Genomic DNA, 22,535 nt, shown 5'->3' on the forward strand with positions numbered 1-22,535 from the left:
GAAGGGAAAGTGGCCATCGTGGCCGTGATGCGCAAGATGCTGGTCATCCTCAACGCCCGCGTGCGCGACGCAGAAAGCGGACCGATCCCCGCTTGAAGCAAGCCTCAGGCGCACCGCAGCGGCTGCTGGCCGGCGGCCTGCTTTGCCGTGCCCGCCTGCCAGATAGCCAAAAAACCATCCCACAACACAGTTGCTCCACGGATGGATTCACGGCGTCCCCCGCGAACCCAACCCGCCCCGCCAAGCACGGCATAACCCAGAGCCGCCTTTGACGTTGCCGTTGCCGTTGCCCTGGCAGTAAAGCCTGCCGTAGGCAGCGCCGCGGCCGCCGCCGCAAAGAAAACCCCTTAGATCTTCTTCGCCAGCGACTCGGCCAGGCCGGTGTAGCTGCCCGGGGTCATCTCCAGCAGGCGCTGCTTGGCATCGGCCGGCAGCTCCAGACCCTGCACGAACGTACGCATCGACTCGGCGGTAATGCCCTGGCCACGGGTCAGCGCCTTCAGCTGCTCATACGGATTGGGCAGGCCATGGCGGCGCATCACCGTCTGCACGGCCTCGGCCAGTACTTCCCACGCCGCATCCAGATCGGCATCCAGGCGCTGCGGGTTCACTTCCAGCTTGCCCAGGCCCTTGGCCAGCGAATCCAGTGCCACCTGGCTGTGGCCGAACGCAGTGCCCAGCGCACGCAGCACGGTGGAATCGGTCAGGTCACGCTGCCAGCGGCTGATCGGCAGCTTGGCGCTGAAGTGTTCGAACAGCGCGTTGGCAATGCCGAAGTTGCCCTCGGCATTCTCGAAATCGATCGGGTTCACCTTGTGCGGCATCGTCGACGAGCCCACTTCGCCTTCCTTCAGGCGCTGCTTGAAGTAACCCAGCGAGATGTAGCCCCAGATGTCGCGGGCCAGGTCGATCAGGATGATGTTGGCGCGACGCGCCGCATCGCCGATCTCGGCCACGTTGTCGTGCGGCTCGATCTGGGTGGTGTACGGGTTGAACACCAGGCCCAGGCCGGTGACGAAGCGCTCGGCGAACGCCGGCCAGTCCACGTCCGGGTAGCTGGCCACGTGCGCGTTGTAGTTGCCCACCGCGCCGTTGATCTTGCCGGTCAGTTCCACCGCGGCGATCTGCCGGCGCTGGCGCTCCAGGCGGGCGACCACGTTGGCCAGTTCCTTGCCCAGGGTGGTGGGCGAAGCGGTCTGGCCATGGGTGCGCGACAGCATCGGCTGGCCGGCCTGGGCGTGGGCCAGGGTGCGCAGCGTGGTGGCGATGCCGTCCAGGGTCGGCAGCAGCACTTCGCGGCGGGCCTGTTCCAGCATCAGGCCGTAGCTGAGGTTGTTGATGTCTTCGCTGGTGCAGGCGAAATGCACGAATTCCAGCGCCGGGGCCAGCTCGGCGTCGTCCTTCAGCTGTTCCTTGATGAAGTACTCGACGGCCTTGACGTCGTGGTTGGTGGTGCGCTCGATCTCCTTCACGCGCGCGGCCTGGGCCGGGCTGAAGCCGGCGGCCAGGGCGCGCAGGCGGGCGATGGCGCCCTCGGAGAACGGCGCCAGCTCGACGATGCCCGGCTCGGCGGCCAGCGCCAGCAGCCATTCCACCTCGACCACGATACGGGCCTTAATCAGGCCATATTCGGAGAAGATCGGACGCAGGGCGTCGACCTTGCCGGCATAACGGCCATCGAGCGGGGACAGGGCGAGCAGGGCGGAATCGGACATGTCGGCAGGGCTGGGGCAGGCGGCGGGGGCCATATTCTACGACGCGGGGCCTTTGCATGCTCGGTCGCGCCGGGCCAAGCCCGGCCGATGGCGGCCGCGCTGCGCGCTCGCCGGGCACGGCCCGGCGCTACCCGTGTAAACGGCCTTGCGGACGGAACGATCTGGCCCGTCCTCGTCATCCCATGCTTCGGACAAGAGAGTATCGTTACCGCAGCCGCCAGCCCGGGAAGCGACACCCTGCCAGCCGCCGCTTCCCTTTCCCCAACAGAAGTAGTGCGGAGTCGATGCAATGAGCAAAGCTGCAAGCAAGGGTGGAACCGCCGGGTTCCGTGTTGAACATGACAGCATGGGTGAACTGCAGGTACCTGCCGACGCCCTGTGGGGCGCGCAGACCCAGCGCGCGGTGCAGAACTTCCCGGTGTCGGGCCAGCGCATGCCGCGCGGCTTCATCCGTGCCCTGGGCCTGGTGAAGGGCGCCGCCGCCGGCGTCAATGCCGACCTGGGCCATCTGCCCAAGGGCGTGGCCAAGGCCATCCAGTCGGCCGCGGCCGAGGTGGCCCGTGGTGACTGGGACGCGCATTTCCCGATCGACGTCTACCAGACCGGTTCGGGCACGTCCTCGAACATGAACGCCAACGAGGTCATCGCCACCCTGGCCAATCGCGGCGGCAAGGCCGGCAAGGCCAACGTGCACCCCAATGACCACGTCAACCAGGGGCAGAGCTCCAACGATGTGATTCCCACCGCGCTGCGGGTTTCGGCCGTGCTGGCCGCGCAGGAGCACCTACTGCCGGCGCTGGCGCACCTGCGCAAGGTGATCGATCGCAAGGGCCGCAGCCTGCGCAAGGTGGTCAAGACCGGCCGCACCCATCTGATGGATGCCATGCCGCTGACCTTCGAGCAGGAGTTCGGCGCGTGGTCGGCGCAGCTGGCCTCGGCCCAGGCGCGCATCGACGACAGCCTCAAGCGCCTGCGCCGCCTGCCGCTGGGCGGCACCGCCATCGGCACCGGCATCAATGCCGATCCGCGCTTCGGCGCGCAGGTGGCCAAGGCGTTGAAGCAGCAGACCGGGGCGAAGTTCGACAGCGCCGACAACAAGTTCGAAGGGCTGGCCGCGCAGGACGATGCGGTGGAACTGTCCGGTCAGCTCAATGCGCTGGCGGTGGCCCTGATCAAGATCGCCAACGATCTGCGCTGGATGAACGCCGGCCCGTTGGCCGGGCTGGGCGAGATCGAACTGCCGGCGCTGCAGCCGGGCAGCTCGATCATGCCGGGCAAGGTGAATCCGGTCATTCCCGAAGCGACCGTGATGGCCTGCGCGCAGGTGATCGGCCACCACACCGCGATCACCGTGGCCGGGCAGACCGGCAACTTCCAGCTCAATGTGACCCTGCCGCTGATCGCAGTGAACCTGCTCGATGGCATCGGCCTGCTGGCCAATGTGTCCACCCTGCTGGCCGACAGTGCCATCGACGGCCTGAAGGTGCGCCAGGACCGCGTGGCCGAAGCGCTGGCCCGCAACCCGATCCTGGTGACGGCGCTGAACCCGATCATCGGTTATGAGAAGGCCGCGGCGATTGCCAAGCGCGCCTACAAGGAACAGCGCCCGGTGCTGGAGGTGGCGCTGGAAGACAGCGGGCTGGCCGAGGCCGAGCTGCGCCGCCTGCTGGATCCGACCGCGCTGACCGCCGGTGGCATCCAGGCCGGTGGTGGTGGCGCCGGCGGTTGACCGGTCGGTTGCGTACGCAAACGGGAAACGCCGCCCTGGGGCGGCGTTTTTCGTTTCAGCGACGGTCGGCGACGATGTTGCCGAAGGTGTCGGTGTAATCCTTGAATTCGGGGATGGTCTGCACCAGGTTGGCGGGGATGACCTCCAGCCCTTCCGGCGGCTGGATCTTCACCGGCTGCATGTCGGGGTCGGCCGGGGCGGCCACCAGGGTGTTCTGGCGCAGCACCTGCAGCTTGCCGAACATGGTCTGCAGCATCTGCCGCTGGGTGTCGTCCAGCGGAATCTGGATCTCGTCCATCTTCATCGTGCCGTCGGCCAGGATGATGATGTTCGGCGCGGGCTGGCGGCGCACGGTCACCATGGTCTGGCTGACCGAAATCTTCGGCTTGCCGCGTTCGGCGCGGTGGTTGCGGTACTCCTGGTCGCAGCCGGCCAGGCCCAGGCAGAGCAGGGCGGTCAGCAGCAGAAACAGCTTCTTCATGGCGGTCGATCGGGGCAAAACGGGGTGCTTAGTGTAATCCCGCCCGGCCGCGGCGGCCGGCAACGCGGGGGCGCTGCCGGCCGGGTGCGACGAAATGTCTCAGGGCGCGCGCACGACTACGTCGTCCTTGCCGCAGTCGTCCACGTCGCTCTGGTCCATCGTGGCGTAGGGCTGGAAAGCCGGCAGGTCGCGTGCCAGCGCCTGCTGGCTGGCCAGCATCGCCGGCAGGCGGTTGCACAGCTGCTTGGCCTGCGCTTCGATCTTGGCCGCTTCGTCGTTGATGCGCTTTTCGATGCCCTCGCTGTCACCGCTGAAGACGCCCTTCAGGGCTTCGCCGGCGGCATTGACGCCCAGCCGCGCACCGGCCACGCCGATGTCCATGCCATCGCTGGCGATGCCGGCGATGTGGCCGCGGTATTCCTGCAGCTGGCGCCGCTGCGCTTCATTGGTCGGTGACTCGGTGCCGCCGATCAGCAGGCGGCCGTCCGGGGTGATCTCGGCACGGGCCTGGCCCTTGCCGGAAATCTTGATGTTGCCCTGGGCGATCTCGCGGCGCGCCTTGTCGGTGGCGTCCTTGATCTCCTTGCCCACCGTGCTGCTGGCCTCGGCCACGGTCTTGCCGGCGCTGTCGGTGGTGGACGATGGGGACGTCCCGCCGCAGGCCATCAGCGGCAGGCACAGCAGGGTAGCGGGCAGCAGGCGCAGCAGGTTCATGACAGTTCCCTTCCGTTGAATGAGGTGAAATTACTTGCCGCGCGGCAGGGTGACGCTGCCGCCGATATCGCGGTGGCGCACATCGCCACTGCCGCTGTGCTGCACGGTCAGGCTGCCGCGGGCGCCATTGACGGTGATGTCGCCCGAGCCGTGGCTGCGTACGCGGACGTTGCCGCCCACCTCGCTGATCTCCACGTCGCCGGAGCCGACCACGCCCACCTCGACATCGCCCTTGACCCGCTGGAAATCGATATCGCCCGAGCCCACGGTTTCCAGACGCACGCTGCCGCCCACGTCGAACAGGTCCAGATCGCCCGAGCCGACGGTGCCGGTGCGGGCATCGCCGCGGATGTTGCGTGCCTTCACTTCGCCCGAGCCCAGCGACAGCAGCTCCAGCGAGCCGGCGCCGTCGATGTCCAGGTCGCCCGAACCGACGGCGGCATGCACGCTGCCGCGGGTGCCGCGGGCACGGCCATCGCCGGAGCCCACGTCCATGCTCAGCGACTGCGCGTTCTCAACGCTGCCATCGCCGGAGCCGATCTTGAACTGCAGCGGCAGGTTGTCCGGTACGCTGCCGCCGATGTCCAGCCAGGCGTAGCTGTTGCCCAGCGACAGCGCCGAGCGGCCGTCGCGGCGCAGGCTGACCACCAGCTTGTCGCCCACCCGCTGCTGGTCCAGCACCAGCTGGTCCAGCCAGTCGGCAGTGGAGGCGCAGGCGCGTCCTTCCAGCTGGCCGCCGCCACTGCGGGCGACCACCTTCAGGTCATGCTGGTTCACTTCGAACACCACCGCTTTCACCCCGGCCGTTTCCAGCTTCAGCGCGCGCGGCGCCGAATGCTTGCAGTTCGGGGCATCGGCAGCCAGCGCCGACAGCGGCAACAGCAACAACGCAGAGCAGGCAAGCAGGGTACGCATGAGGGTGCCTCCAGTAGTGGTAGAGGGGAGCGTCAGATTTCGCCAGCGCGCCGGCGCAGGCGGATGGCGATGAAGATGAAGGCCACGCCGAACGCCGCGCCGATCCACAGATCGGGCATCGCCAGCGACTTCAGCTGCTGGGCAGGGTTCATCAGCGAGACGATCGTATCCAGGCTCTTGTGCTCGTCGCTGGCGCCAAGGCGGTACAGCAGATCCACGCCGGGAACGGTGCCCAGCAGCAGGCGGCCGACGATGTGCTGCCAGAACCAGCCGGTGCTCATGTCGAACAGGTGCATCACCTTGGTGGTGCTGACGATGATGCCGGCGAACAGGGGCAGCATCACCGCCCACAGGAACGGCTTGCTCTTGGCCCAGGCCGAGCAGAGCAGCAGCCAGCCGGCAGTGGGCAGCGCCCACAACGCATAGACGGGGATGGCGGCGAGCAGGCCGGCGGACAGGGTGAGCGGGCTGGCCGGGCCCCAGATCAGGGTGGTCGGGCTGCCGCCATGGGTCAACGCGACCAGGCTGATGATCAGCAGGAAGCCGAACATGGTGGCGATGCCAGCCAGGGTGGCGACCAGCGGGGCCACGATCAGTGCGCTGAGCACCTTGGAGAGTACGGTCTGGGTATCGGACAGCGGCAGCGACTTCCAGAACAGGATGCTGCGGTCGCGGCGATCGTCGTACAGCGCACCCAGGCAGTAGAAGAACACCACGAAGGCCAGCACCAGGAAGGGCCAGGTCGAGCTGAGGATGAGGGTCAGGTCCAGGCCGTTGCCCAGGTCCGCCATATCCTTGGCGCTGATCTGGCGGGTCAACAGGCCCAGATCCAGGCCGTTGATGTTCACGTCCTCGCCGTCGATGTGCAGGCCGCCATCGCGCGCGGCACGATGCAGGGCGAACAGGCCAAAGCCGATGCCGACGCCGCTCATTAGCAACGAAACAATGCCGGCGATGACCGGGGCGTACAGGAAGCCACCGCGGTTTTCCCAGTATTCGCGCTTGAGCAGCCAGCGCAGCGTGCCTGCGGGGCTGACCGGATGATTGACGGCATTCATGCGTAGGTCCCCTTCATGACAGCAACGAACAGATCGGCCAGGCCCGCAGTGCGGGTTTCGCCCAGGGTGGAAAGCTGGCTGCGCGGCACGCCGTCATACAGCAGCACGGTCTTGCCGAAGGCCTGGCTGCGCTCGTCGATCGGCTTGAGGGCGCGCGCGGTTTCCAGCTGTTCGGCGCCGACCAGCACTTCGGTATAGCGTTCGCCCACCTCGTCCATTTCGGCGCTGAGCACGATGCGGCCGTCACGGATGAACATCACATCGCTGAGGATGTGCTCGATCTCTTCCACCTGGTGGGTGGTGACGATGATGGTCTTCTGCTCGTCGAAGTAGTCTTCCAGCAGGCGCTGGTAGAACTCCTTGCGGTACAGGATGTCCAGGCCCAGGGTCGGCTCGTCCAGCACCAGGATGCGGGCGTCGATGGCCATCACCAGGGCCAGGTGCAGCTGCACGATCATGCCTTTGGACAGCTCGCGCACGCGCTGTTTGGGCTGCAGTTTGGTGCTGGCCAGGAAGCGTTCGCAGCGGGCGCGGTCGAAGCGCGGGTGTACGCCGGCGACGAAGTCGATGGCCTCGCGTACGCGCAGCCAGCGCGGCAGCACCGCCACGTCGGCGATGAAGCAGATTTCCTTCATCAGCTCGTCGCGGTGCAGGCGCGGGTCACGGCCGAGCACGCTCAGCTCGCCCTCCACCGAGGTCAGGCCGAGGATGGCCTTCAGGGCGGTGGTCTTGCCGGCGCCATTGGGGCCGATCAGGCCGACGATGCGCCCGGCGGGGATGTCGAAGGTGGTGTTGTCGAGGGCGAGGGTGTTCTTGTAGGCCTTGCGCAGACCCTTGGCGGTAATCACCGCTGGGCTGGATTCAACGTTCACGACACTGGCATTCATGAGGATTTCCCCTGGGGCAGCAATTCGTTCAGGCTCAGGCCCAGGCGCTGGATGCGCTCCAGGACCGCCGGCCATTCGTCGTTGAGGAAGCGGTCGCGCTCGCTGCTGCGCAGCTGCGTGGCCGCCTGCTCGGTCATGAACATGCCCAGGCCGCGGCGCTTTTCCACCAGGCCTTCATCGGCCAGTTCCTGGTAAGCGCGCGAAACGGTGATGGGGTTCAGTTGATAGTCGGCCGCCACCTGGCGGACCGAGGGCAGGGCATCGCCCGGCTTCAGGATGCCGTCGAGCATCATGGCAATCACGCGCTCCTTCAGCTGGCGGTAGATGGGAGCGCCGTCGCTCCACTGGATGTCGCTCATGGTCAGCTCCGTGGGGTCAGCGGCTGTGCGAACGAGAAATACGGCATGGACAGGGAGCTGTGCAGCCGACGCGGGGGGGAGGGTTCGGCGGTCCCTGCCGGGGTGGAGATCGCGTCCTGCGTGGAATCTGGGGAGGGGGAGGATTCTGCCGGCGGTGCCGGCAACAGCAGCCACGTCAGCACGAACAGGGTTGAAACAGCGGTGACCGCGGGAGCGGTATGGCTGCGACGCATCCGGATGTTCATGGTTCCCCCTGTCTCAGGTGACTGGTGTTGTATGCAACTATAACACCGGCACGCCTATGTGCAACCCCCGACACACCCCAACTGATGGCAGGGGCCATGAATGGCCGCGGTTGCGGATCCAAGTGGTTGATTTCATTCGGCGGGCGCGGTTCTTGACCAGGGCCCTGCATTCATACATGTGTACCGCGTGTCCAGCAAGCGCGCGCCAATCGGCCCCGGCTACGTGCCGCCACGGCGGGCAAAGTGCATGCGCGGCGCCCGCGACAGTGCGCTGGCAGGCCGGTGCTATAGTTCGGCCGATCCCCGGTCTGCAAGGGCCGGGCCCCTGTTGCAGCTACCGTGGAATGTCCCGCATGCCTGTGTTTCTCACTGCTCCGCGCCGCCTGCGCGGCCTGTCCCTGCTGGCTGTTCTGGCGCTGGGCCTGGCGGGTTCCGCCAGCGCCGTGGCGGCCGACCTGCTGGACGTGAATTACCGGCCGCTGGCCGGCAAGCAGCAGGTGAACCTGCTCAAACGCTACCAGGGCCAGGTGCTGCTGGTGGTCAATACGGCCAGCAAGTGCGGCTACACCCCCCAGTACGAAGGGTTGGAAGCGCTGCAGAAGCAGTACGCCAGCCGCGGTTTCGCCGTGCTGGGTTTCCCGTCCAATGACTTCAAGGGGCAGGAACCGGGCGACGAGAAGCAGATCCAGGATTTCTGCACGCTCACCTATGGGGTGAAGTTCCCCATGTTCGAGAAGGTGCACGTGGTGGGCGAACAGGCCACGCCGCTGTATCAGCGCCTGACCGCCGCCACCGGCGTGGCCCCGGGCTGGAACTTCCACAAATACCTGATCGGCCGCGACGGCAAGGTCATCGCCCAGTTCGCCAGCAAGGTCACCCCGGATGATCCGCAGCTGGGCGCGGCCATCAGCAAGGCGCTGGCCGCACCGGCACCGCGTTGATCACCGGCACGCATGCCTCGACATCTCCGGCATGCGTGCGACAATGGTTCTTTTCGCGCCGACGTCGGCGCCCAGACACTTCCAGGAATGCAGCGAATGAAGATGGGAATGCGCGGCGCCGCGGCGTCGGTTCTGATTCTGGCGATGGGTACCTCTGGTGTCGCCCTGTCGCAACAACCGGCCGCACCGGCGGCCGCCAAGGAGACCGCAACCTTGAATTCCCCCAAGCAGAAGCTCGGCTACGCCATCGGTCTGGATGTGGCCAAGTCGTTCGCGCCGATCGCCGATGAAATCGACGTGGCCGCCCTGCGCACCGCCGTGGAGCGTTCGTTCGAAGGCCTGCAGCCGCAGATCACCCAGGACCAGGCCAAGGCCACCGATGCCGCCCTGCGCCAGGTGGTGATGGCCCGCAACGGCCAGCAGGTGCCGGGCGTTGCGCCGGGCTCGCAGCCGCCGAAGGTGGACCGCGTGAAGGTCGCGCAGATGATCGGTTCGTACTCCATCGGTCCGTCGCTGGCGCAGCTGAAGGACGATATCGATACCGCCTCGCTGTTTGACGCGATCAGCACCGGCCTGACCAAGGGTCAGGCGAAGATGACCGAAGCCGACGCAACCGCCACCATCCAGTCGTTCATGGGTGCCAAGCAGGCCGAGATGCAGGCCAAGGCCGCGCAGGCCGCGCAGACCAACCGCAGCGAAGGCAACGCCTTCCTGGCCAAGAACAAGACCCAGCCGGGCGTGGTGACCACCCCGTCGGGCCTGCAGTACCAGGTGATCCGCCCGGGTAGCGGCGAGCGTCCGCTGCCGAGCAGCAAGGTGCGCGTGAACTACGAAGGCAAGCTGCTGGACGGCACCGTCTTCGACAGCTCCGCGGGCCGTGGCCCGGCCGAATTCGGTCTGGACCAGGTCATCAAGGGCTGGACCGAAGGCGTGGCGCTGATGCCGGTGGGCTCGAAGTACCGCTTCTGGATCCCGGGCGAACTGGCCTACGGTGAGAACGGTACCCCGGGCGGCCCGATCGGCCCGAACGCCACCCTGACCTTCGACGTCGAGCTGCTGGGCGTCCTGCCGTAAGCGACCACGGAGCCAGCACGGATATGCGCGTTGCGATTTTCGGTACCGGGTACGTCGGTCTGGTGACCGGCACCTGCCTGGCCGACGTAGGCCACCAGGTGGTCTGCGTCGACATCGACCAGGCCAAGGTGGATGGGCTCAACCAGGGCATCATCCCGATCTACGAACCCGGCCTTGAGCCGATGGTGAAGGCCAACCATGCCGCGCTGCGGCTGTCCTTCACCACCGATGGTGCCAGCGCCATCGGCCAGGGCCAGGTGGTCTTCATCGCGGTGGGTACGCCCCCCGACGAAGACGGCAGTGCCGATCTGCAGTACGTGCTGGCCGTGGCCCGCACCATCGGTCGCCACATGGCGGTGCCGACGGTGGTGGTGAACAAGTCGACGGTGCCGGTGGGCACCGCCGACAAGGTGCGCGCGGCCATTGCCGAAGAGCTGGCGGCCCGCGGTGCGGACATCGCCTTCGATGTGGTGTCCAATCCCGAATTCCTGAAGGAAGGCGATGCGGTGGCAGACTGCATGCGCCCGGACCGCATCATCATCGGTGCCAGCAGCGCCGACTCGGTGGCGGTGATGCGCCGCCTGTACGCACCGTTCAACCGCAACCACGATCGCGTGGTGGAAATGGACGTGCGTTCGGCCGAGCTGACCAAGTACGCGGCCAACGCCATGCTGGCGACCAAGATTTCGTTCATGAACGAGATCGCCAACATCGCCGAACGCGTGGGTGCCGACGTCGAACAGGTCCGCCAGGGCATCGGTTCGGACCCGCGCATCGGCTGGCACTTCATCTATCCCGGTGCCGGCTACGGCGGCTCGTGCTTCCCCAAGGACGTGCAGGCGCTGGCGCGCACCGCCCAGCAGTACGGCCTGGAGCCGAAGCTGTTGAACGCGGTCGAAGCAGTGAACGATGCCCAGAAGGGGCACCTGTTCGCGCTCATCCAGCGCCACTACGACAAGGGCGAGGACGAGGGCGTGCGCGGCAAGACCTTTGCCGTGTGGGGCCTGGCCTTCAAGCCCAACACCGACGACATGCGCGAAGCCTCCAGCCGCCGCCTGCTGGCGCAGCTGTGGGAAGGCGGTGCCACGGTGCGTGCCTACGACCCGGAAGCGATGCACGAATCGCAGCGCATCTTCGGTGAGCGCGATGACCTGGTGTTCTGCGCCAATGCCAGCGAAGCGCTGGAAGGCGCCGATGCACTGGTGGTGGTGACCGAGTGGAAGCAGTTCCGCAGCCCCGATTTCCAGATGCTGCGCGAGCGGCTGAAGGATGCGGTGGTGTTCGACGGGCGCAACCTGTACGACCCGGCCGAAGTGGAAGCCGCCGGCGTGGCGTACTACGGTATCGGCCGGGGGCGTTCGCTGCATGTCTGAGCTGCCCACCGAACGCGAACAGGCGCTGGAAGCGCGCCTGGTCGAACTGGAAATGCGCGTGTCGTTCCAGGAACACGCGCTGGCCGAACTGAGCGATGCATTGGCCGACGCCCGCATGCAGGGCACGCGCAACGCCGATGTGCTGCGCGTGCTGCTGGAAGACCTGGGCAAGGTGCGCAACGCACTGAATTCTTCTGATCCGGCGAGCGAACCGCCGCCGCCGCACTACTGATCTGCATTCCTATGAGCGATACCCTCCGCGACCAGCTGATGGGCCTGGGCTTCAAGCCGGCGCCCAAGCCCGAGCGCAAGAACGATGCCCCCCGCCGTGATGGCCGCCCGCAGGGCAAGGGCGGCAATGGCAATGGAAAGCCGCAGGGCGCAGGCAAGGGCGAGCACAAGCCCGGTGAGCGCCGTGGTGGCCACGGCCACGCTGGCGCAGGCAAGCCCGGGCAGTCCCGTGGGCCGGGCGGGCAGGGCCCACGCAAGCCGCGTTCTGCCGAGGAAATGGACCTGGCCAAGGCCTATGCCATCCGCGCGCAGAAAGAAAAGCAGGAACGCATTGAAAGCGAACGCCTGAAGCAGGAAGAGGCGCGCGTGCGCCGCGAGGCCAAGGCCAAGCTGGAAGAACTGCTGAAGGACAAGAGCCTGAATGCCGAGGCGGCCGATATCGCCCGCCACTTCCCGTATGGCGGCAAGATCAAGCGCATCTACGTCACCCCCGAACAGCTGACCGCGCTCAATGCCGGTGAACTGGGCGTGGTCCAGCTCAATGGCCGCTACCTGCTGGTGACCGCCGAAGTGCTGGCGCAGTCCGAGGCCGTGTTCGCCGCGTCGGTGGCGCTGAAGGTCGACCCGAACGCGCCGGCCGAGGAAGACCCGTACGCCGATCCGCAGTACCAGGTGCCCGACGACCTGGTCTGGTAACGCACGACCGCCGTGGCGCCCCCTGCGGCAGCAGCGGCAGGGGGAGACGGATGTCCACTGATCCAAGCCGCGGCTACGTGCCGCACATTGACGGCCTGCGCGCGATTGCCGTGCTGGCCGTCATCGTGTTCCACCTCGACCCGGCCTGGCTGCCGGGTGGCTTCACCGGGGTGGACGTGTTCTTCGTCATCTCCGGCTTCGTGGTCAGTGCGTCGGTGCATCGCCTGCCGGCCCTGTCCTGGCGCGCCTCGATGCTGCGCTTCTATGCGCGCCGGGTACGCCGCATCGCGCCTGCGCTGGTGGCCTGCCTGCTGGCGACGGCCGTGGCCAGCGTGTTGTTCATTCCCGATTCGTGGCTGAGCGAAGCATCCGACAAAACCGGGTTGATGGCCTTCTTCGGGCTGAGCAACTGGGTGCTGGCGGCCGTTGGCAACGACTACTTCGCGCCCAAGGCCGAGTTCAATCCTTATACGCACACCTGGTCGCTGGGGGTGGAAGAGCAGTTCTACCTGCTGTTCCCGCTGCTGTTCCTGGCCTGGGCCCGCGGCCCGCGCGGCCGCTGGCTGAGCCTTGCGCTGTTCGCCGCGGTAAGCGTGGGCTCGTTGCTGCATGCGGCCCTGCTGGGGTTGCGTGATGCGCCGCCGGCCTGGGCGTTCTACGCCACCAGCACCCGCTTGTGGCAGCTGGGCGTGGGCGTTCTGCTGTTCCAGCTGCTGCATGTGGCCGATCGTGGTGAGCCTGGCAGTGCTGCACGGGTGGGCCGTTGGCGCTGGGCGTGGTCAGCGTTGGCCCTGCTGTCGCTGGGCGCACTGGGCTGGGCGCTGTGGACAGCGCGTGCCGGGCGCTCGCCCTGGCCGGACGGCGTGCTGCCGGCGCTGGCCACGGCCGGCCTGCTGCTGGCCCTGCATCAGCACCCGCAGGCGTGGATCGCGCGGCTGTTGGCCAGTGCGCCAATGCGGCGGATCGGCCTGCTGTCCTATTCGCTGTACCTGTGGCATTGGCCGGTGTTCGTGCTGATGCGCTGGACGGTGGGCCTGGAAACGGCCCTGCAGATGTCCCTGGCCAGTGCGCTGGTGGCGCTGCTGGCATGGATCTCGTGGCGCTGGATCGAGCAGCCCTTCCGTGGCCCCAGGTGGCAGCACCTGGCACCCAGGCGCTGGGTGGCCGCCGGCGTGCTGACCCTGCTGCTGGCCGGTGGCCTGCAGGCGTTGCTGTACTGGCAGTCGCCCCTGCTGTCACTGAGCACGGTCAGCCGCCATCCGGCGGACTGGTACCCCGACGGCAAGAGCGTGGCGGCTGATTACCCTGGGTGCGCGCTGCAGGTGGGTAAGCATCGCTACGCCGGTGGCAGCGCACGCACCTTCGCCCGCGGCGATTGCCCGCGCGCAGGGGCCGTGCAGGGGCCGGCGCAGGTGTTCCTGGCCGGAGATTCACATGCCATGGGCTACCGCGAGCTGCTGCAGCGGCTGGTGCTGGAAACCGGCTCGACGGTGTCGCTGTACGGCCGCGGTGGCTGCCCGCAGATCAGCCTGCAGCAGTGGCGGGGGGCCGGTGCGGGCTGTGCCGAGCATGATGCGGCCGTGCGCGCGGACATCGCCGCGCGTGCGCAGCCGGGTGATGTGGTGGTGCTGGTGTCACTGCGGGTACCGCGCCTGTCCGACCAGTACGTGCTGTTCGACGCGCAGGCGCAGCTGGCCGGCGAACGCAGCGCGCAGGCTGCGGCCGGCCGTACTGCAGAGGTGGCCGAGGCCATCGCGCAGTGGCTGCCGCTGGCCCAGCGCGGCGTGCGTATCGTGATCGAAGCGCCCAAGCCGGTGCTGCCGGCGCCGCCATACCGGTGTTCCGACCGCTTCAATGCAGGCAATGCCGTCTGCCGCAACGGCCTGGATATTGCGCGGGCGGACATGGAAGCGCTGCGCGCGCCGATGCTGGGCAGCCTGCAGCAGGTGGTCGATGGCCTGCCAGGCGCAGTGCTGTGGGATCCCTTGCCCGATCTCTGCACGGCCACGACGTGCGCGGCGCAGCGTGATGGCCGACCGTTGTTCTTCGACGGCGACCATCTGAGCGGTCATGGCAACCGCGTGCTGCTGCCGTCCCTGCAGCGGGTGCTGCAGCCGTAGCGCCGGGCGGCGCCCGGCACACGGGGCCATCGGCCATCAGCGCTCGATCGCGTGCCCGGCCTGCCACACGGCGTGGATGTGCTGGGTATTGCCGATGTCGGCCAGGGGATCGGCATCGAGCACCAGCAGGTCGGCACGCTTGCCGGCGGCAATGCGGCCGCGATCGTCCATGCCCAGCAGCGCGGCGGCGTCGGCGGTGGCGGTCTGCAGGGCCTGGGCCGGGCTGAAGCCGGCCTCGGTCAGCAGCTTCAGTTCGCGGTGTTCGGCAAACCCAATCACCCGCTGTGGCATCGCCCCGGCATCGGTACCGAAACCGAACTTCACCTTGGCCGCGCTCAGCCGGCGCAGGTTTTCCAGGTTCATCGCCACCGCTGCACGCGCACCGGGAATGTTGGCCCCGGCCAGCTGCTCGCGCTGCCACTGCGGCTGCTGCCAGCGCGCGCGCACCGCAGCGGGCAGGGCATCGCGCAGGAACGGCTGCTGCAGTGCCTGCGGGTTTTCCGCATACCAGTAGTTGGCTTCGTCGATGTTCACCGTGGCGATGTACCAGGTGCCCTGGTCGTGCATCTTCCGCGCCAGCATCGGGTCCACCGCGCGATCGCGGATACCGTGGGCGATGATGTCCACGCGTGCATCCACCAGGTCGCGCGCCTGGTCCAGGTCGTGGATGTGCGCGGCCACCTTCAGGCCACGCGCGTGGGCTTCGGCAATGGCGGCGCGGTAGATCTCCGGTGCCATCATCGGGAACTTGCCGCCCAGCGAATCCACCCAGAGCTTGATCACGTCCACGCCGTCGGCCTGCTGCGTGGCGACGGCGGCGCGGGCTTCCTCGGCATTGCGTGGCCGCGCCACCGGGTCGTGGGCCAGGCCCATGGCGGCCGCCGGCGGTGCACCGGCATACGCACCGATGCCGGCACCAGCGCCGTACAGTTGCGCGCCCAGCGTGGGCGAGGCGTTCACTTCCTTGCGGATATCGAAGAAGGCCGGGCCGTTCATGCCCAGCGCGGTGACGGTGGTGATGCCGTAGCGCTGGAACTGGCGCAGGTCGCGCACCACGTTGTCGCGGGTGTAGTAGCGATCGCCGTGCTGCAGCCCTTCGGTGTTGCCCACGTGCGCGTGGTTGCTGACCAGGCCGGGCAGCAGGGTCTTGCCCTGGTAGTCGATGCGTCGGGCTGCGGAGGCGGCGGCCGGCAGCGGCGTGCCGACATGCACGATGCGCTCGCCGTCGATCAGGACCGGGGTGATGCCCAGGTCGCGGCGGCCGTCGAACACCCGGGCATTTTCCAGCAGGATCGGCTGCGCGGCGGCAGGAACGGCGGCGGTGGCGGCAAGCAGCAGCGCCCACAGGCGGGTCGGTCGCATCGGCAACTCCGGTCAGGGGGAAGCCCGAGGGTAACCGATGGGCCGCCCGCAGGCGTGTGCGCGGGGTTTATTCGGGATCGTAATCCAGGTTCGACGCCAGCCAGCGCTCGGCCTGTGCACGCTCCACGCCCTTGCGCCGCGCGTAGTCGCCTACCTGTTCACGGCTCAGGCGGCCGACCACGAAGTACTGGCTCTGCGGGTGGCTGAAGTAATAGCCCGACACGGCAGCGGTGGGCAGCATGGCGAAGCTTTCGGTCAGTTCCATGCTGGCGTGGGTTTCGGCCTGCAGCAGATCGAACAGCCGGCGCTTCTCGCTGTGCTCGGGGCAGGCCGGGTAGCCCGGAGCGGGGCGGATACCGCGGTACTGCTCATCGATCAGCGCTTCGTTGTCGAGGGTCTCGGCATGGTCGTAGCCCCAGAACTCGGTGCGCACGCGCTGGTGCAGGCGTTCGGCCAGCGCTTCGGCGAAGCGGTCGGCCAGCGCCTTCAGCAGGATCGCGTTGTAGTCATCGTGGTCGGCCTCGAAGCGGGCCACGTGTGCATCGATGCCGATGCCGGCGGTGACCGCGAATGCGCCGATCCAGTCCTGCCTGCCGCTGTCGGCCGGGGCGATGAAATCGGCCAGGCAGAAATCGGGGCGCTCGGCCGGCTTGTCCACCTGCTGGCGCAGGAAGTGCAGGGTGGTCTCAGCAGACGGGTGCTGCACGCGGACATCGTCGCCCACGCTGTTGGCCGGCCACAGGCCGAACACCGCCTTGGCGGTCAGCCACTGCTCGTCCACGATGCGCGCCAGCATCGCCCGCGCATCGCGGTACAGATCGCTGGCCTGGGGGCCGACGATCTCGTCGGTCAGGATCGCCGGGAATTTGCCGGCCAGTTCCCAGGCCTGGAAGAACGGCGTCCAGTCGATGTAGTCGACCAGCTCGGCCAACGGGTAGTCATCGAACACATGCAGGCCGGGCTGCTTCGGCGCAGGGGGTGCGTAGTTGTCCCAGTCGCCCCGGAACTTCTGCCCGCGTGCATGTTCCAGCGTGACCAGTCGTTTGGCGTCACCGCGGTTGCGATGACGGGCGCGGATCTCGGCATAGTCCGCTTCGTTGGCGGCCACGAAGGCATCGCGCAGGTCGCGCGAGATCAGTGACTGCGCCACGCCAACCGCGCGCGAGGCATCTTTCACCCACACGGTGGGGGCCTGGTAATGCGGGTCGATCTTCAGCGCGGTATGCGCGCGCGAGGTGGTGGCGCCGCCGATCAGCAAGGGCAGGTCGAAGCCCTGCCGCTGCATTTCGCGGGCGACGTGGCTCATCTCCTCCAGCGACGGGGTGATCAGGCCGGACAGGCCGACCAGATCGGCGTTGTGTTCGCGCGCGGCGTCGAGGATCTTCTGCGCCGGCACCATCACGCCCAGGTCGATCACTTCGAAGTTGTTGCAGGCCAGGACCACGCCGACGATGTTCTTGCCGATGTCATGCACATCGCCCTTCACCGTTGCCATGATGATGCGGCCGTTGCTCTTGGCGGTATCGCCGCTGCGTGCCTTTTCGGCCTCGATGTACGGCAGCAGATAGGCCACCGCTTTCTTCATCACGCGCGCGGATTTGACCACCTGCGGCAGGAACATCTTGCCGGCCCCGAACAGGTCGCCGACGATGTTCATGCCATCCATCAGCGGGCCCTCGATCACGTCCAGCGGGCGGCTGGAGCCCTGCCGCGCCAGTTCGGTGTCTTCCTCCACCCAGGCGTCCAGGCCATGTACCAGCGCATGCGCCAGACGCTGCGCCACCGGTTTTTCGCGCCAGGACAGGTCCTCGGTCTTGGCCGCGCCCTTCTTGCCCTTGTAGCGCTCGGCGATCTCCAGCAGGCGCTCGGTGGCATCGCTGCGGCGGTTGAGGATCACATCCTCCACGCGCTCGCGCAGGTCCGGTTCCAGATCGTCGTAGATCGGCATGGCGCCGGCGTTGACGATGCCCATGTCCATGCCGGCGGCAATGGCGTGGTACAGGAAGACCGAATGGATGGCCTGGCGCACCGTCTCGTTGCCACGGAACGAGAACGACACGTTGGAGACGCCGCCGGAGACATGGCAGTGTGGCAGGGTCTGCTTGATGATGCGGGTGGCTTCGATGAAGTCCACCGCATAGTTGTCGTGTTCTTCGATGCCGGTGGCCACGGCGAAAATGTTCGGGTCGAAGATGATGTCCTGCGGCGGGAAGCCGATCTCATCGACCAGGATGCGGTAGGCGCGGGTGCAGATCTCCACCTTGCGTGCGCAGGTGTCGGCCTGGCCGGTTTCGTCGAAGGCCATCACCACCGCGGCGGCACCGTAGCGCAGCACCTTGCGCGCGTGCTCGCGGAACAGAGCCTCGCCTTCCTTCAGCGAGATCGAGTTGACCACGCTCTTGCCCTGCAGGCACTTCAGGCCGGCTTCGATCACGCTCCACTTCGACGAATCGACCATCACCGGAATGCGTGCGATGTCCGGCTCGGACATGATCAGGTTCAGATAGCGGGTCATTGCCGCTTCCGAATCGATCAGGCCTTCGTCCATGTTCACATCGAGGATCTGCGCGCCGCTGGCCACCTGCTGCCGGGCCACGTCCACCGCCTCTTCGTAGCGGCCTTCCTTGATGAGTTTGCGGAACTGCGCGCTGCCGGTGACGTTGGTGCGCTCGCCCACGTTGACGAACAGCAGGTCCGGGGTGATGACCAGCGGCTCCAGGCCGGACAGGCGGGTGTAGGGCGTGGTGCTCATGCGGCCTGCTGCTCCTGTGCGCCGGGCACCGCGCGCGGTGGCAGCCCGGCCACGGCCTGGGCAATGGCACGGATATGGTCCGGGGTGGAGCCGCAGCAACCCCCGACCAGGTTCAGCAGCCCATCTTCGGCAAAGCTGCGCAGCGTGGCGGCCATTTCCTCGGGCGTTTCATCGTATTCGCCGAAGGCATTGGGCAGGCCGGCGTTGGGGTGCGCGCTGACGTAGCAGGGGGCGACCTGGGCCAGGGTTTCCACATGCGGACGCATCGCGTCGGCGCCCAGCGCGCAGTTCAGGCCGATCGACAGCGGCCGTGCATGCGCCAGCGAGGCGTAGAAGGCTTCGGCGGTCTGCCCGGACAGGGTGCGCCCGGAGGCATCGGTAATCGTGCCGGAGATCATGATCGGCAGGCGCGCACCGCGTGCATCGAACGCCTCTTCGATGGCGTACAGGGCGGCCTTGGCGTTCAGCGTGTCGAAGATGGTTTCGACCATCAGGATGTCCGCGCCGCCATCGATCAGGCCGTCAATGGCCTCGCGATAGGTATCGCGCAGGGCGTCGAAGCTGGTGTTGCGGAAGCCGGGATCGTTCACGTCCGGGCTGATCGAGGCGGTGCGGCTGGTCGGGCCCAGTACGCCGATCACGAAGCGCGGCTTGTCCGGGGTGGTGGCCTGCACCGCATCGCAGCAGGCGCGCGCCACGGCGGCACCGGCCTTGTTCAGTTCGTAGACCAGGTGTTCCAGGTGGTAATCGGCCTGGCTGACCGAGGTGGCGTTGAACGTATTGGTTTCCACCAGATCCGCGCCGGCCTGCAGATAGGCGGTGTGGATGTCGGCGATGACCTGCGGCCGGGTCAGCAGCAGCAGATCGTTGTTGCCCTTCAGGTCATGCCCTTCGGGTGTGCCATGGTCGCAGCCGGGGCCGTGGCTGTGGTCGTAGCCATCGGCGAAGCGTTCGCCGCGGTAGTCCGCTTCCTGCAGGCCGTGGCGCTGGATCATCGTGCCCATCGCGCCATCGATGATCAGGATGCGCGCGCGCAGGGCGTCGAGCAGGGCGTTGGCACGTTCGGGATGCAACCACGGCAGGCTGGACACGGCGACCTCAGGGCTTGTTGGCGATCAGCGAGATGACTTCAAAGTGCGGCGGGCGCTTTTCGCGCGTGACTGTTTCCAGGCTCGATACCTGCAGTCCGGCCTTGTCCACGAACTTGCGCAGTTCCTTGTCGCTGAAACCGAGATTCACGTGGCCATAGGCTTCCACTGCCGCCTTGTGTTCGTGGCGGGCCAGGCTGCACAGCAGCAGGCGTCCGCCCGGGCGCAGCACGCGCGCCGCCTCGGTCACCGCCTGTGCCGGCTTGCTGGCATAGGTCAGCGCGTGCATCAGCACCACCAGGTCGAAGCTGCGGTCCTTGAAGGGCAGGGCGTGCATGTCGCCTTCGCGCACTTCCACGTTGGGCAGGCGGCGCAGGCGCTCGCTGGCCGCGGCCACCACGCGCGCGCTGGTGTCGATGCAGATGTAGCGCTTGGCATGCGGGGCCACCAGCTCGGCCAGCACGCCATCGCCGGAGGCGATGTCCAGCACGTCGCCGGTTTCCAGCAGCGGCAGCGCGGTGCGCGCCAGCGCTTCCCAGGTACGGCCCGGGGAGTAGTGGCGCTCCATGTCGCCGGCCACGCTGTCGGCCCAGTTCTGGTCGGCGGCGCGGTGGGCCAGCACGGCGGCCACGCGTTCAGCATCCTGGCGCAGCAGCGGATCATCGCTTCCATTGCTCAGGGCATGCCACAATGCACGCTGCGCCGGGTCCAGCTGGGCCTCGTCGAAGCGGTAGTAGGCCGACACGCCCGAGCGGCGGTCGCGCACCAGGCCGGCTTCCTTCAGCCGCGCCAGATGGGTGGACACCCGCGGCTGTGCCAGCCGGGTGATGGCCGACAACTCGGCCACGGTCAGCTCTTCCTGCTCCAGCAGCGCCAGCAGGCGCACGCGGGTGGCGTCGGCGAACACCTTCAGGCGGGTCGACCAGTCTTCCAGATCCATAAATATCTACCTATCGCGATATAGAGATATATTCGCCGACGGGTGCTGTCGTGGTCAAGCCGGTGCGAGGCGCGAGTCAGCCGCCGATGCCCGCCCGCAGTTACAATCGGCACATCCGGGGGCGCTTGTTGCGGCCCCCGTCATCATGTACCTGGGAGGGTGTTGTGGATTTCAGCTTTACCGAAGAGCAGTTGATGCTGCAGGACGTGGCGCGGCGCATCGCGCAGGAAAAGATCGCCCCCAGCGCGGAGCACCATGACCGCACCGGCGAGTTCCCCCTTGAGAACATCCGCCTGCTGGGCGAAAACGGCCTGATGGGCATCGAAGTGCCGACCGAGTACGGCGGCGCGGGCATGGACCCGATCGCCTACGTGCTGGCGATGGTGGAAGTGGCCGCCGGCGATGCCGCGCATTCGACCATCATGTCGGTGAACAATTCGCTGTTCTGCAACGGCATCCTGACCCACGGCAGCGAGGCGCAGAAGCAGAAGTACGTGCGCGCCATCGCCGAGGGCGAGGCCATCGGCGCCTTCGCGCTGACCGAGCCGCAGTCCGGTTCCGATGCCACCGCCATGCGTTGCCGCGCGGTGAAGCAGGCTGACGGCACCTACGTGATCAACGGCAAGAAGAGCTGGATCACCTCCGGCCCGGTGGCCAGGTACATCGTGCTGTTCGCGATGAGCGAGCCGGACAAGGGCGCGCGTGGCATCACCGCCTTCCTGGTCGACACCGACAAGGCCGGCTTCGGCCGCGGCAAGACCGAGCCCAAGCTGGGCATCCGTGCGTCGGCCACCTGCGAGATCGAGTTCAACGATTACGTGGCGCAGCCCGAAGAGGTGCTGGGCCAGGAAGGCGAGGGCTTCAAGATCGCCATGGGCGTGCTCGACGCCGGCCGCATCGGCATCGCCTCGCAGGCGATCGGCATCGCCCGCGCCGCCTATGAAGCCACGATCGAATACGTGAAGGACCGCAAGGCCTTCGGCGCGGCCATCGGCACCTTCCAGATGACCCAGGCCAAAATTGCCGACATGAAGTGCAAGCTGGACGCGGCGCTGCTGCTGACCCTGCGCGCAGCGTGGGTGAAGGGCGAAGGCAAGCGCTTCAGCAACGAGGCGGCCATCGCCAAGCTGACCGCCTCGGAAGCGGCGATGTGGATCACCCACCAGGCCGTGCAGATCCACGGCGGCATGGGCTATTCCAAGGAAATGCCGCTGGAGCGCTACTTCCGTGATGCCAAGATCACCGAGATCTACGAAGGCACCTCGGAAATCCAGCGCCTGGTGATTGCCCGCAACGAGACCGGGCTGCGCTGAGTCGCATGGGGGCCCGCCCTGGTAGGTGCCAACCTTGGTTGGCACGCATCCAGGGCGCCAACCAAGGTTGGCGACTACCGGGCTCCCGCCGCTCTGGCACCAACAAGAAGACCCCGGTGGGCTGCGCCGCTGCAATGGCGGCGCATAGGAGCCCGCTCTTGGCGGGCGATACCTGATCTGTTCCAATGCAGGCCGTTTTTACCAGGCTTGGAAAGATGATCTATCGCGGTTGGGGGTTTGTGACCCTGGTGACGCCGATTGCAGCGATCCTGCTGCTGGCGTATTTCTTCCCGCAGGAAGGCCCGAAGGGCAATATTCCGCTGCAGCAGGTGCTGCTGGGCGCGGGCCTGGGTGCTGCGCTGAACGTGCTGCTGGGGCTGTGGTTGAACCGCGCGCCGCGGCAGAAGGGTGAGGCCGCGCCGCATCATTTCTTCTTCGTGCCGATGCAGTGGGTGGCGCTGCTGATCGTGGTGGTGTGCGGCGCGATCGCGTTGCTGCGCTGAAGCGCGGCGAGTGCCAACCAAGGTTGGCACCTACCCGAC

20 protein-coding genes and 1 pseudogene are annotated in these 22,535 nt (G+C 67.3%); 10 read left to right on the forward strand and 11 right to left on the reverse strand.

Annotation, left to right across the window (positions count from 1 at the left end; genetic code table 11):
• Nucleotides 1-96, forward strand: a pseudogene (locus G4G00_RS19965) (IS110 family transposase); the annotation flags it as partial.
• Between the two features lie 251 nt (nt 97-347).
• Here the strand turns inward: G4G00_RS19965 and purB are convergent.
• Entirely contained in the window at nt 348-1,715 is a 1,368-nt protein-coding gene (gene purB, locus G4G00_RS19970; RefSeq protein WP_108756610.1) for an adenylosuccinate lyase, read from the reverse strand.
• 289 nt (nt 1,716-2,004) lie between these two features.
• Between purB and G4G00_RS19975 the strand changes: the two genes are divergently transcribed.
• Nucleotides 2,005-3,444 (forward strand): class II fumarate hydratase, encoded by a 1,440-nt coding sequence (locus tag G4G00_RS19975; protein WP_164276033.1) that lies wholly within the window; start codon nt 2,005-2,007, stop codon nt 3,442-3,444.
• 55 nt (nt 3,445-3,499) lie between these two features.
• Here G4G00_RS19975 and G4G00_RS19980 read toward each other — a convergent pair whose 3' ends face one another.
• The 6 genes from G4G00_RS19980 to G4G00_RS20005 form a co-directional block, all read right to left on the reverse strand.
• Nucleotides 3,500-3,925, reverse strand: coding sequence for a hypothetical protein (locus G4G00_RS19980; RefSeq protein WP_108753556.1), 426 nt, complete (start codon nt 3,923-3,925; stop codon nt 3,500-3,502).
• 99 nt (nt 3,926-4,024) lie between these two features.
• A complete protein-coding gene (locus G4G00_RS19985) occupies nt 4,025-4,639 on the reverse strand; it encodes a hypothetical protein (protein ID WP_108750043.1) in 615 nt (204 codons plus the stop codon).
• 30 nt (nt 4,640-4,669) lie between these two features.
• Nucleotides 4,670-5,554 carry a DUF2807 domain-containing protein gene (locus tag G4G00_RS19990; protein WP_108750042.1) on the reverse strand — a complete coding sequence of 295 codons (885 nt, stop codon included), beginning with the start codon at nt 5,552-5,554 and terminating at the stop codon, nt 4,670-4,672.
• Between the two features lie 32 nt (nt 5,555-5,586).
• Nucleotides 5,587-6,612: a hypothetical protein gene (locus G4G00_RS19995; RefSeq protein WP_108753554.1), complete on the reverse strand. Its 1,026-nt coding sequence runs from the start codon at nt 6,610-6,612 to the stop codon at nt 5,587-5,589.
• Nucleotides 6,609-7,499 (reverse strand): ABC transporter ATP-binding protein, encoded by an 891-nt coding sequence (locus tag G4G00_RS20000; RefSeq protein WP_108753553.1) that lies wholly within the window; start codon nt 7,497-7,499, stop codon nt 6,609-6,611. The genes G4G00_RS19995 and G4G00_RS20000 overlap by 4 nt, the downstream gene beginning before the upstream one ends.
• The gene (locus G4G00_RS20005) at nt 7,496-7,858 is read right to left on the reverse strand and encodes a GntR family transcriptional regulator (protein WP_108750039.1); all 363 of its coding nucleotides are present in this window, start codon (nt 7,856-7,858) and stop codon (nt 7,496-7,498) included. The genes G4G00_RS20000 and G4G00_RS20005 overlap by 4 nt, the downstream gene beginning before the upstream one ends.
• Before the next feature lie 598 nt (nt 7,859-8,456).
• Here G4G00_RS20005 and G4G00_RS20010 point away from each other — a divergent pair.
• The 6 genes from G4G00_RS20010 (at nt 8,457) to G4G00_RS20035 (ending at nt 14,538) form a co-directional block, all read left to right on the forward strand.
• On the forward strand, nt 8,457-9,044 hold the full coding sequence (locus tag G4G00_RS20010; protein ID WP_108757754.1) for a glutathione peroxidase: 588 nt from the start codon (nt 8,457-8,459) through the stop codon (nt 9,042-9,044).
• A gap of 96 nt (nt 9,045-9,140) precedes the next feature.
• Nucleotides 9,141-10,118, forward strand: a complete 978-nt coding sequence (locus G4G00_RS20015) for an FKBP-type peptidyl-prolyl cis-trans isomerase (protein WP_108753551.1) — start codon at nt 9,141-9,143, stop codon at nt 10,116-10,118.
• 23 nt (nt 10,119-10,141) lie between these two features.
• The gene (locus G4G00_RS20020; RefSeq protein ID WP_164276036.1) at nt 10,142-11,491 is read left to right on the forward strand and encodes a UDP-glucose/GDP-mannose dehydrogenase family protein; all 1,350 of its coding nucleotides are present in this window, start codon (nt 10,142-10,144) and stop codon (nt 11,489-11,491) included.
• Nucleotides 11,484-11,723, forward strand: coding sequence for a SlyX family protein (locus G4G00_RS20025; protein ID WP_053515402.1), 240 nt, complete (start codon nt 11,484-11,486; stop codon nt 11,721-11,723). The genes G4G00_RS20020 and G4G00_RS20025 overlap by 8 nt, the downstream gene beginning before the upstream one ends.
• Nucleotides 11,724-11,734: 11 nt before the next feature.
• Complete coding sequence (locus tag G4G00_RS20030; protein ID WP_108750034.1) at nt 11,735-12,418, forward strand: DUF2058 family protein; 684 nt, start codon at nt 11,735-11,737, stop codon at nt 12,416-12,418.
• Nucleotides 12,419-12,468: 50 nt separating this feature from the next.
• Nucleotides 12,469-14,538, forward strand: a complete 2,070-nt coding sequence (locus tag G4G00_RS20035) for an acyltransferase family protein (protein WP_164276039.1) — start codon at nt 12,469-12,471, stop codon at nt 14,536-14,538.
• 36 nt (nt 14,539-14,574) lie between these two features.
• On the opposite strand, the gene G4G00_RS20040 is transcribed toward G4G00_RS20035, so the two are convergent.
• The 4 genes from G4G00_RS20040 to G4G00_RS20055 all read right to left on the reverse strand — a co-directional run bounded on the left by G4G00_RS20040 (nt 14,575) and on the right by G4G00_RS20055 (nt 20,680).
• On the reverse strand, nt 14,575-15,900 hold the full coding sequence (locus tag G4G00_RS20040) for an amidohydrolase family protein (RefSeq protein WP_164276042.1): 1,326 nt from the start codon (nt 15,898-15,900) through the stop codon (nt 14,575-14,577).
• Nucleotides 15,901-15,967: 67 nt separating this feature from the next.
• On the reverse strand, nt 15,968-18,652 hold the full coding sequence (gene metH / locus G4G00_RS20045) for a methionine synthase (RefSeq protein WP_164276046.1): 2,685 nt from the start codon (nt 18,650-18,652) through the stop codon (nt 15,968-15,970).
• Nucleotides 18,649-19,743 (reverse strand): homocysteine S-methyltransferase family protein, encoded by a 1,095-nt coding sequence (locus G4G00_RS20050; protein WP_164276049.1) that lies wholly within the window; start codon nt 19,741-19,743, stop codon nt 18,649-18,651. Before G4G00_RS20050 ends, metH begins: the two co-directional genes overlap by 4 nt.
• A 7-nt stretch (nt 19,744-19,750) precedes the next feature.
• Entirely contained in the window at nt 19,751-20,680 is a 930-nt protein-coding gene (locus G4G00_RS20055) for a metalloregulator ArsR/SmtB family transcription factor (RefSeq protein ID WP_108750029.1), read from the reverse strand.
• Between the two features lie 164 nt (nt 20,681-20,844).
• On the opposite strand from G4G00_RS20055, the gene G4G00_RS20060 reads away from it, so the two are divergent.
• A complete protein-coding gene (locus G4G00_RS20060; protein WP_108753545.1) occupies nt 20,845-21,993 on the forward strand; it encodes an acyl-CoA dehydrogenase family protein in 1,149 nt (382 codons plus the stop codon).
• Nucleotides 21,994-22,208: 215 nt separating this feature from the next.
• A complete protein-coding gene (locus G4G00_RS20065; RefSeq protein WP_108753544.1) occupies nt 22,209-22,496 on the forward strand; it encodes a hypothetical protein in 288 nt (95 codons plus the stop codon).
• Nucleotides 22,497-22,535 lie beyond the last annotated feature (39 nt).

This window comes from Stenotrophomonas sp. B1-1, from assembly GCF_010894375.1.
Taxonomy (GTDB): domain Bacteria; phylum Pseudomonadota; class Gammaproteobacteria; order Xanthomonadales; family Xanthomonadaceae; genus Stenotrophomonas.

Coding starts and splice junctions, on each gene's coding strand:
- purB (WP_108756610.1), bottom strand. CDS start 1,715: ATGTCCGATTCCGCCCTGCTCGCCCTGTCCCCGCTCGATGGCCGTTAT.
- G4G00_RS19975 (WP_164276033.1), top strand. CDS start 2,005: ATGAGCAAAGCTGCAAGCAAGGGTGGAACCGCCGGGTTCCGTGTTGAA.
- G4G00_RS19980 (WP_108753556.1), bottom strand. CDS start 3,925: ATGAAGAAGCTGTTTCTGCTGCTGACCGCCCTGCTCTGCCTGGGCCTG.
- G4G00_RS19985 (WP_108750043.1), bottom strand. CDS start 4,639: ATGAACCTGCTGCGCCTGCTGCCCGCTACCCTGCTGTGCCTGCCGCTG.
- G4G00_RS19990 (WP_108750042.1), bottom strand. CDS start 5,554: ATGCGTACCCTGCTTGCCTGCTCTGCGTTGTTGCTGTTGCCGCTGTCG.
- G4G00_RS19995 (WP_108753554.1), bottom strand. CDS start 6,612: ATGAATGCCGTCAATCATCCGGTCAGCCCCGCAGGCACGCTGCGCTGG.
- G4G00_RS20000 (WP_108753553.1), bottom strand. CDS start 7,499: ATGAATGCCAGTGTCGTGAACGTTGAATCCAGCCCAGCGGTGATTACC.
- G4G00_RS20005 (WP_108750039.1), bottom strand. CDS start 7,858: ATGAGCGACATCCAGTGGAGCGACGGCGCTCCCATCTACCGCCAGCTG.
- G4G00_RS20010 (WP_108757754.1), top strand. CDS start 8,457: ATGCCTGTGTTTCTCACTGCTCCGCGCCGCCTGCGCGGCCTGTCCCTG.
- G4G00_RS20015 (WP_108753551.1), top strand. CDS start 9,141: ATGAAGATGGGAATGCGCGGCGCCGCGGCGTCGGTTCTGATTCTGGCG.
- G4G00_RS20020 (WP_164276036.1), top strand. CDS start 10,142: ATGCGCGTTGCGATTTTCGGTACCGGGTACGTCGGTCTGGTGACCGGC.
- G4G00_RS20025 (WP_053515402.1), top strand. CDS start 11,484: ATGTCTGAGCTGCCCACCGAACGCGAACAGGCGCTGGAAGCGCGCCTG.
- G4G00_RS20030 (WP_108750034.1), top strand. CDS start 11,735: ATGAGCGATACCCTCCGCGACCAGCTGATGGGCCTGGGCTTCAAGCCG.
- G4G00_RS20035 (WP_164276039.1), top strand. CDS start 12,469: ATGTCCACTGATCCAAGCCGCGGCTACGTGCCGCACATTGACGGCCTG.
- G4G00_RS20040 (WP_164276042.1), bottom strand. CDS start 15,900: ATGCGACCGACCCGCCTGTGGGCGCTGCTGCTTGCCGCCACCGCCGCC.
- metH (WP_164276046.1), bottom strand. CDS start 18,652: ATGAGCACCACGCCCTACACCCGCCTGTCCGGCCTGGAGCCGCTGGTC.
- G4G00_RS20055 (WP_108750029.1), bottom strand. CDS start 20,680: ATGGATCTGGAAGACTGGTCGACCCGCCTGAAGGTGTTCGCCGACGCC.
- G4G00_RS20065 (WP_108753544.1), top strand. CDS start 22,209: ATGATCTATCGCGGTTGGGGGTTTGTGACCCTGGTGACGCCGATTGCA.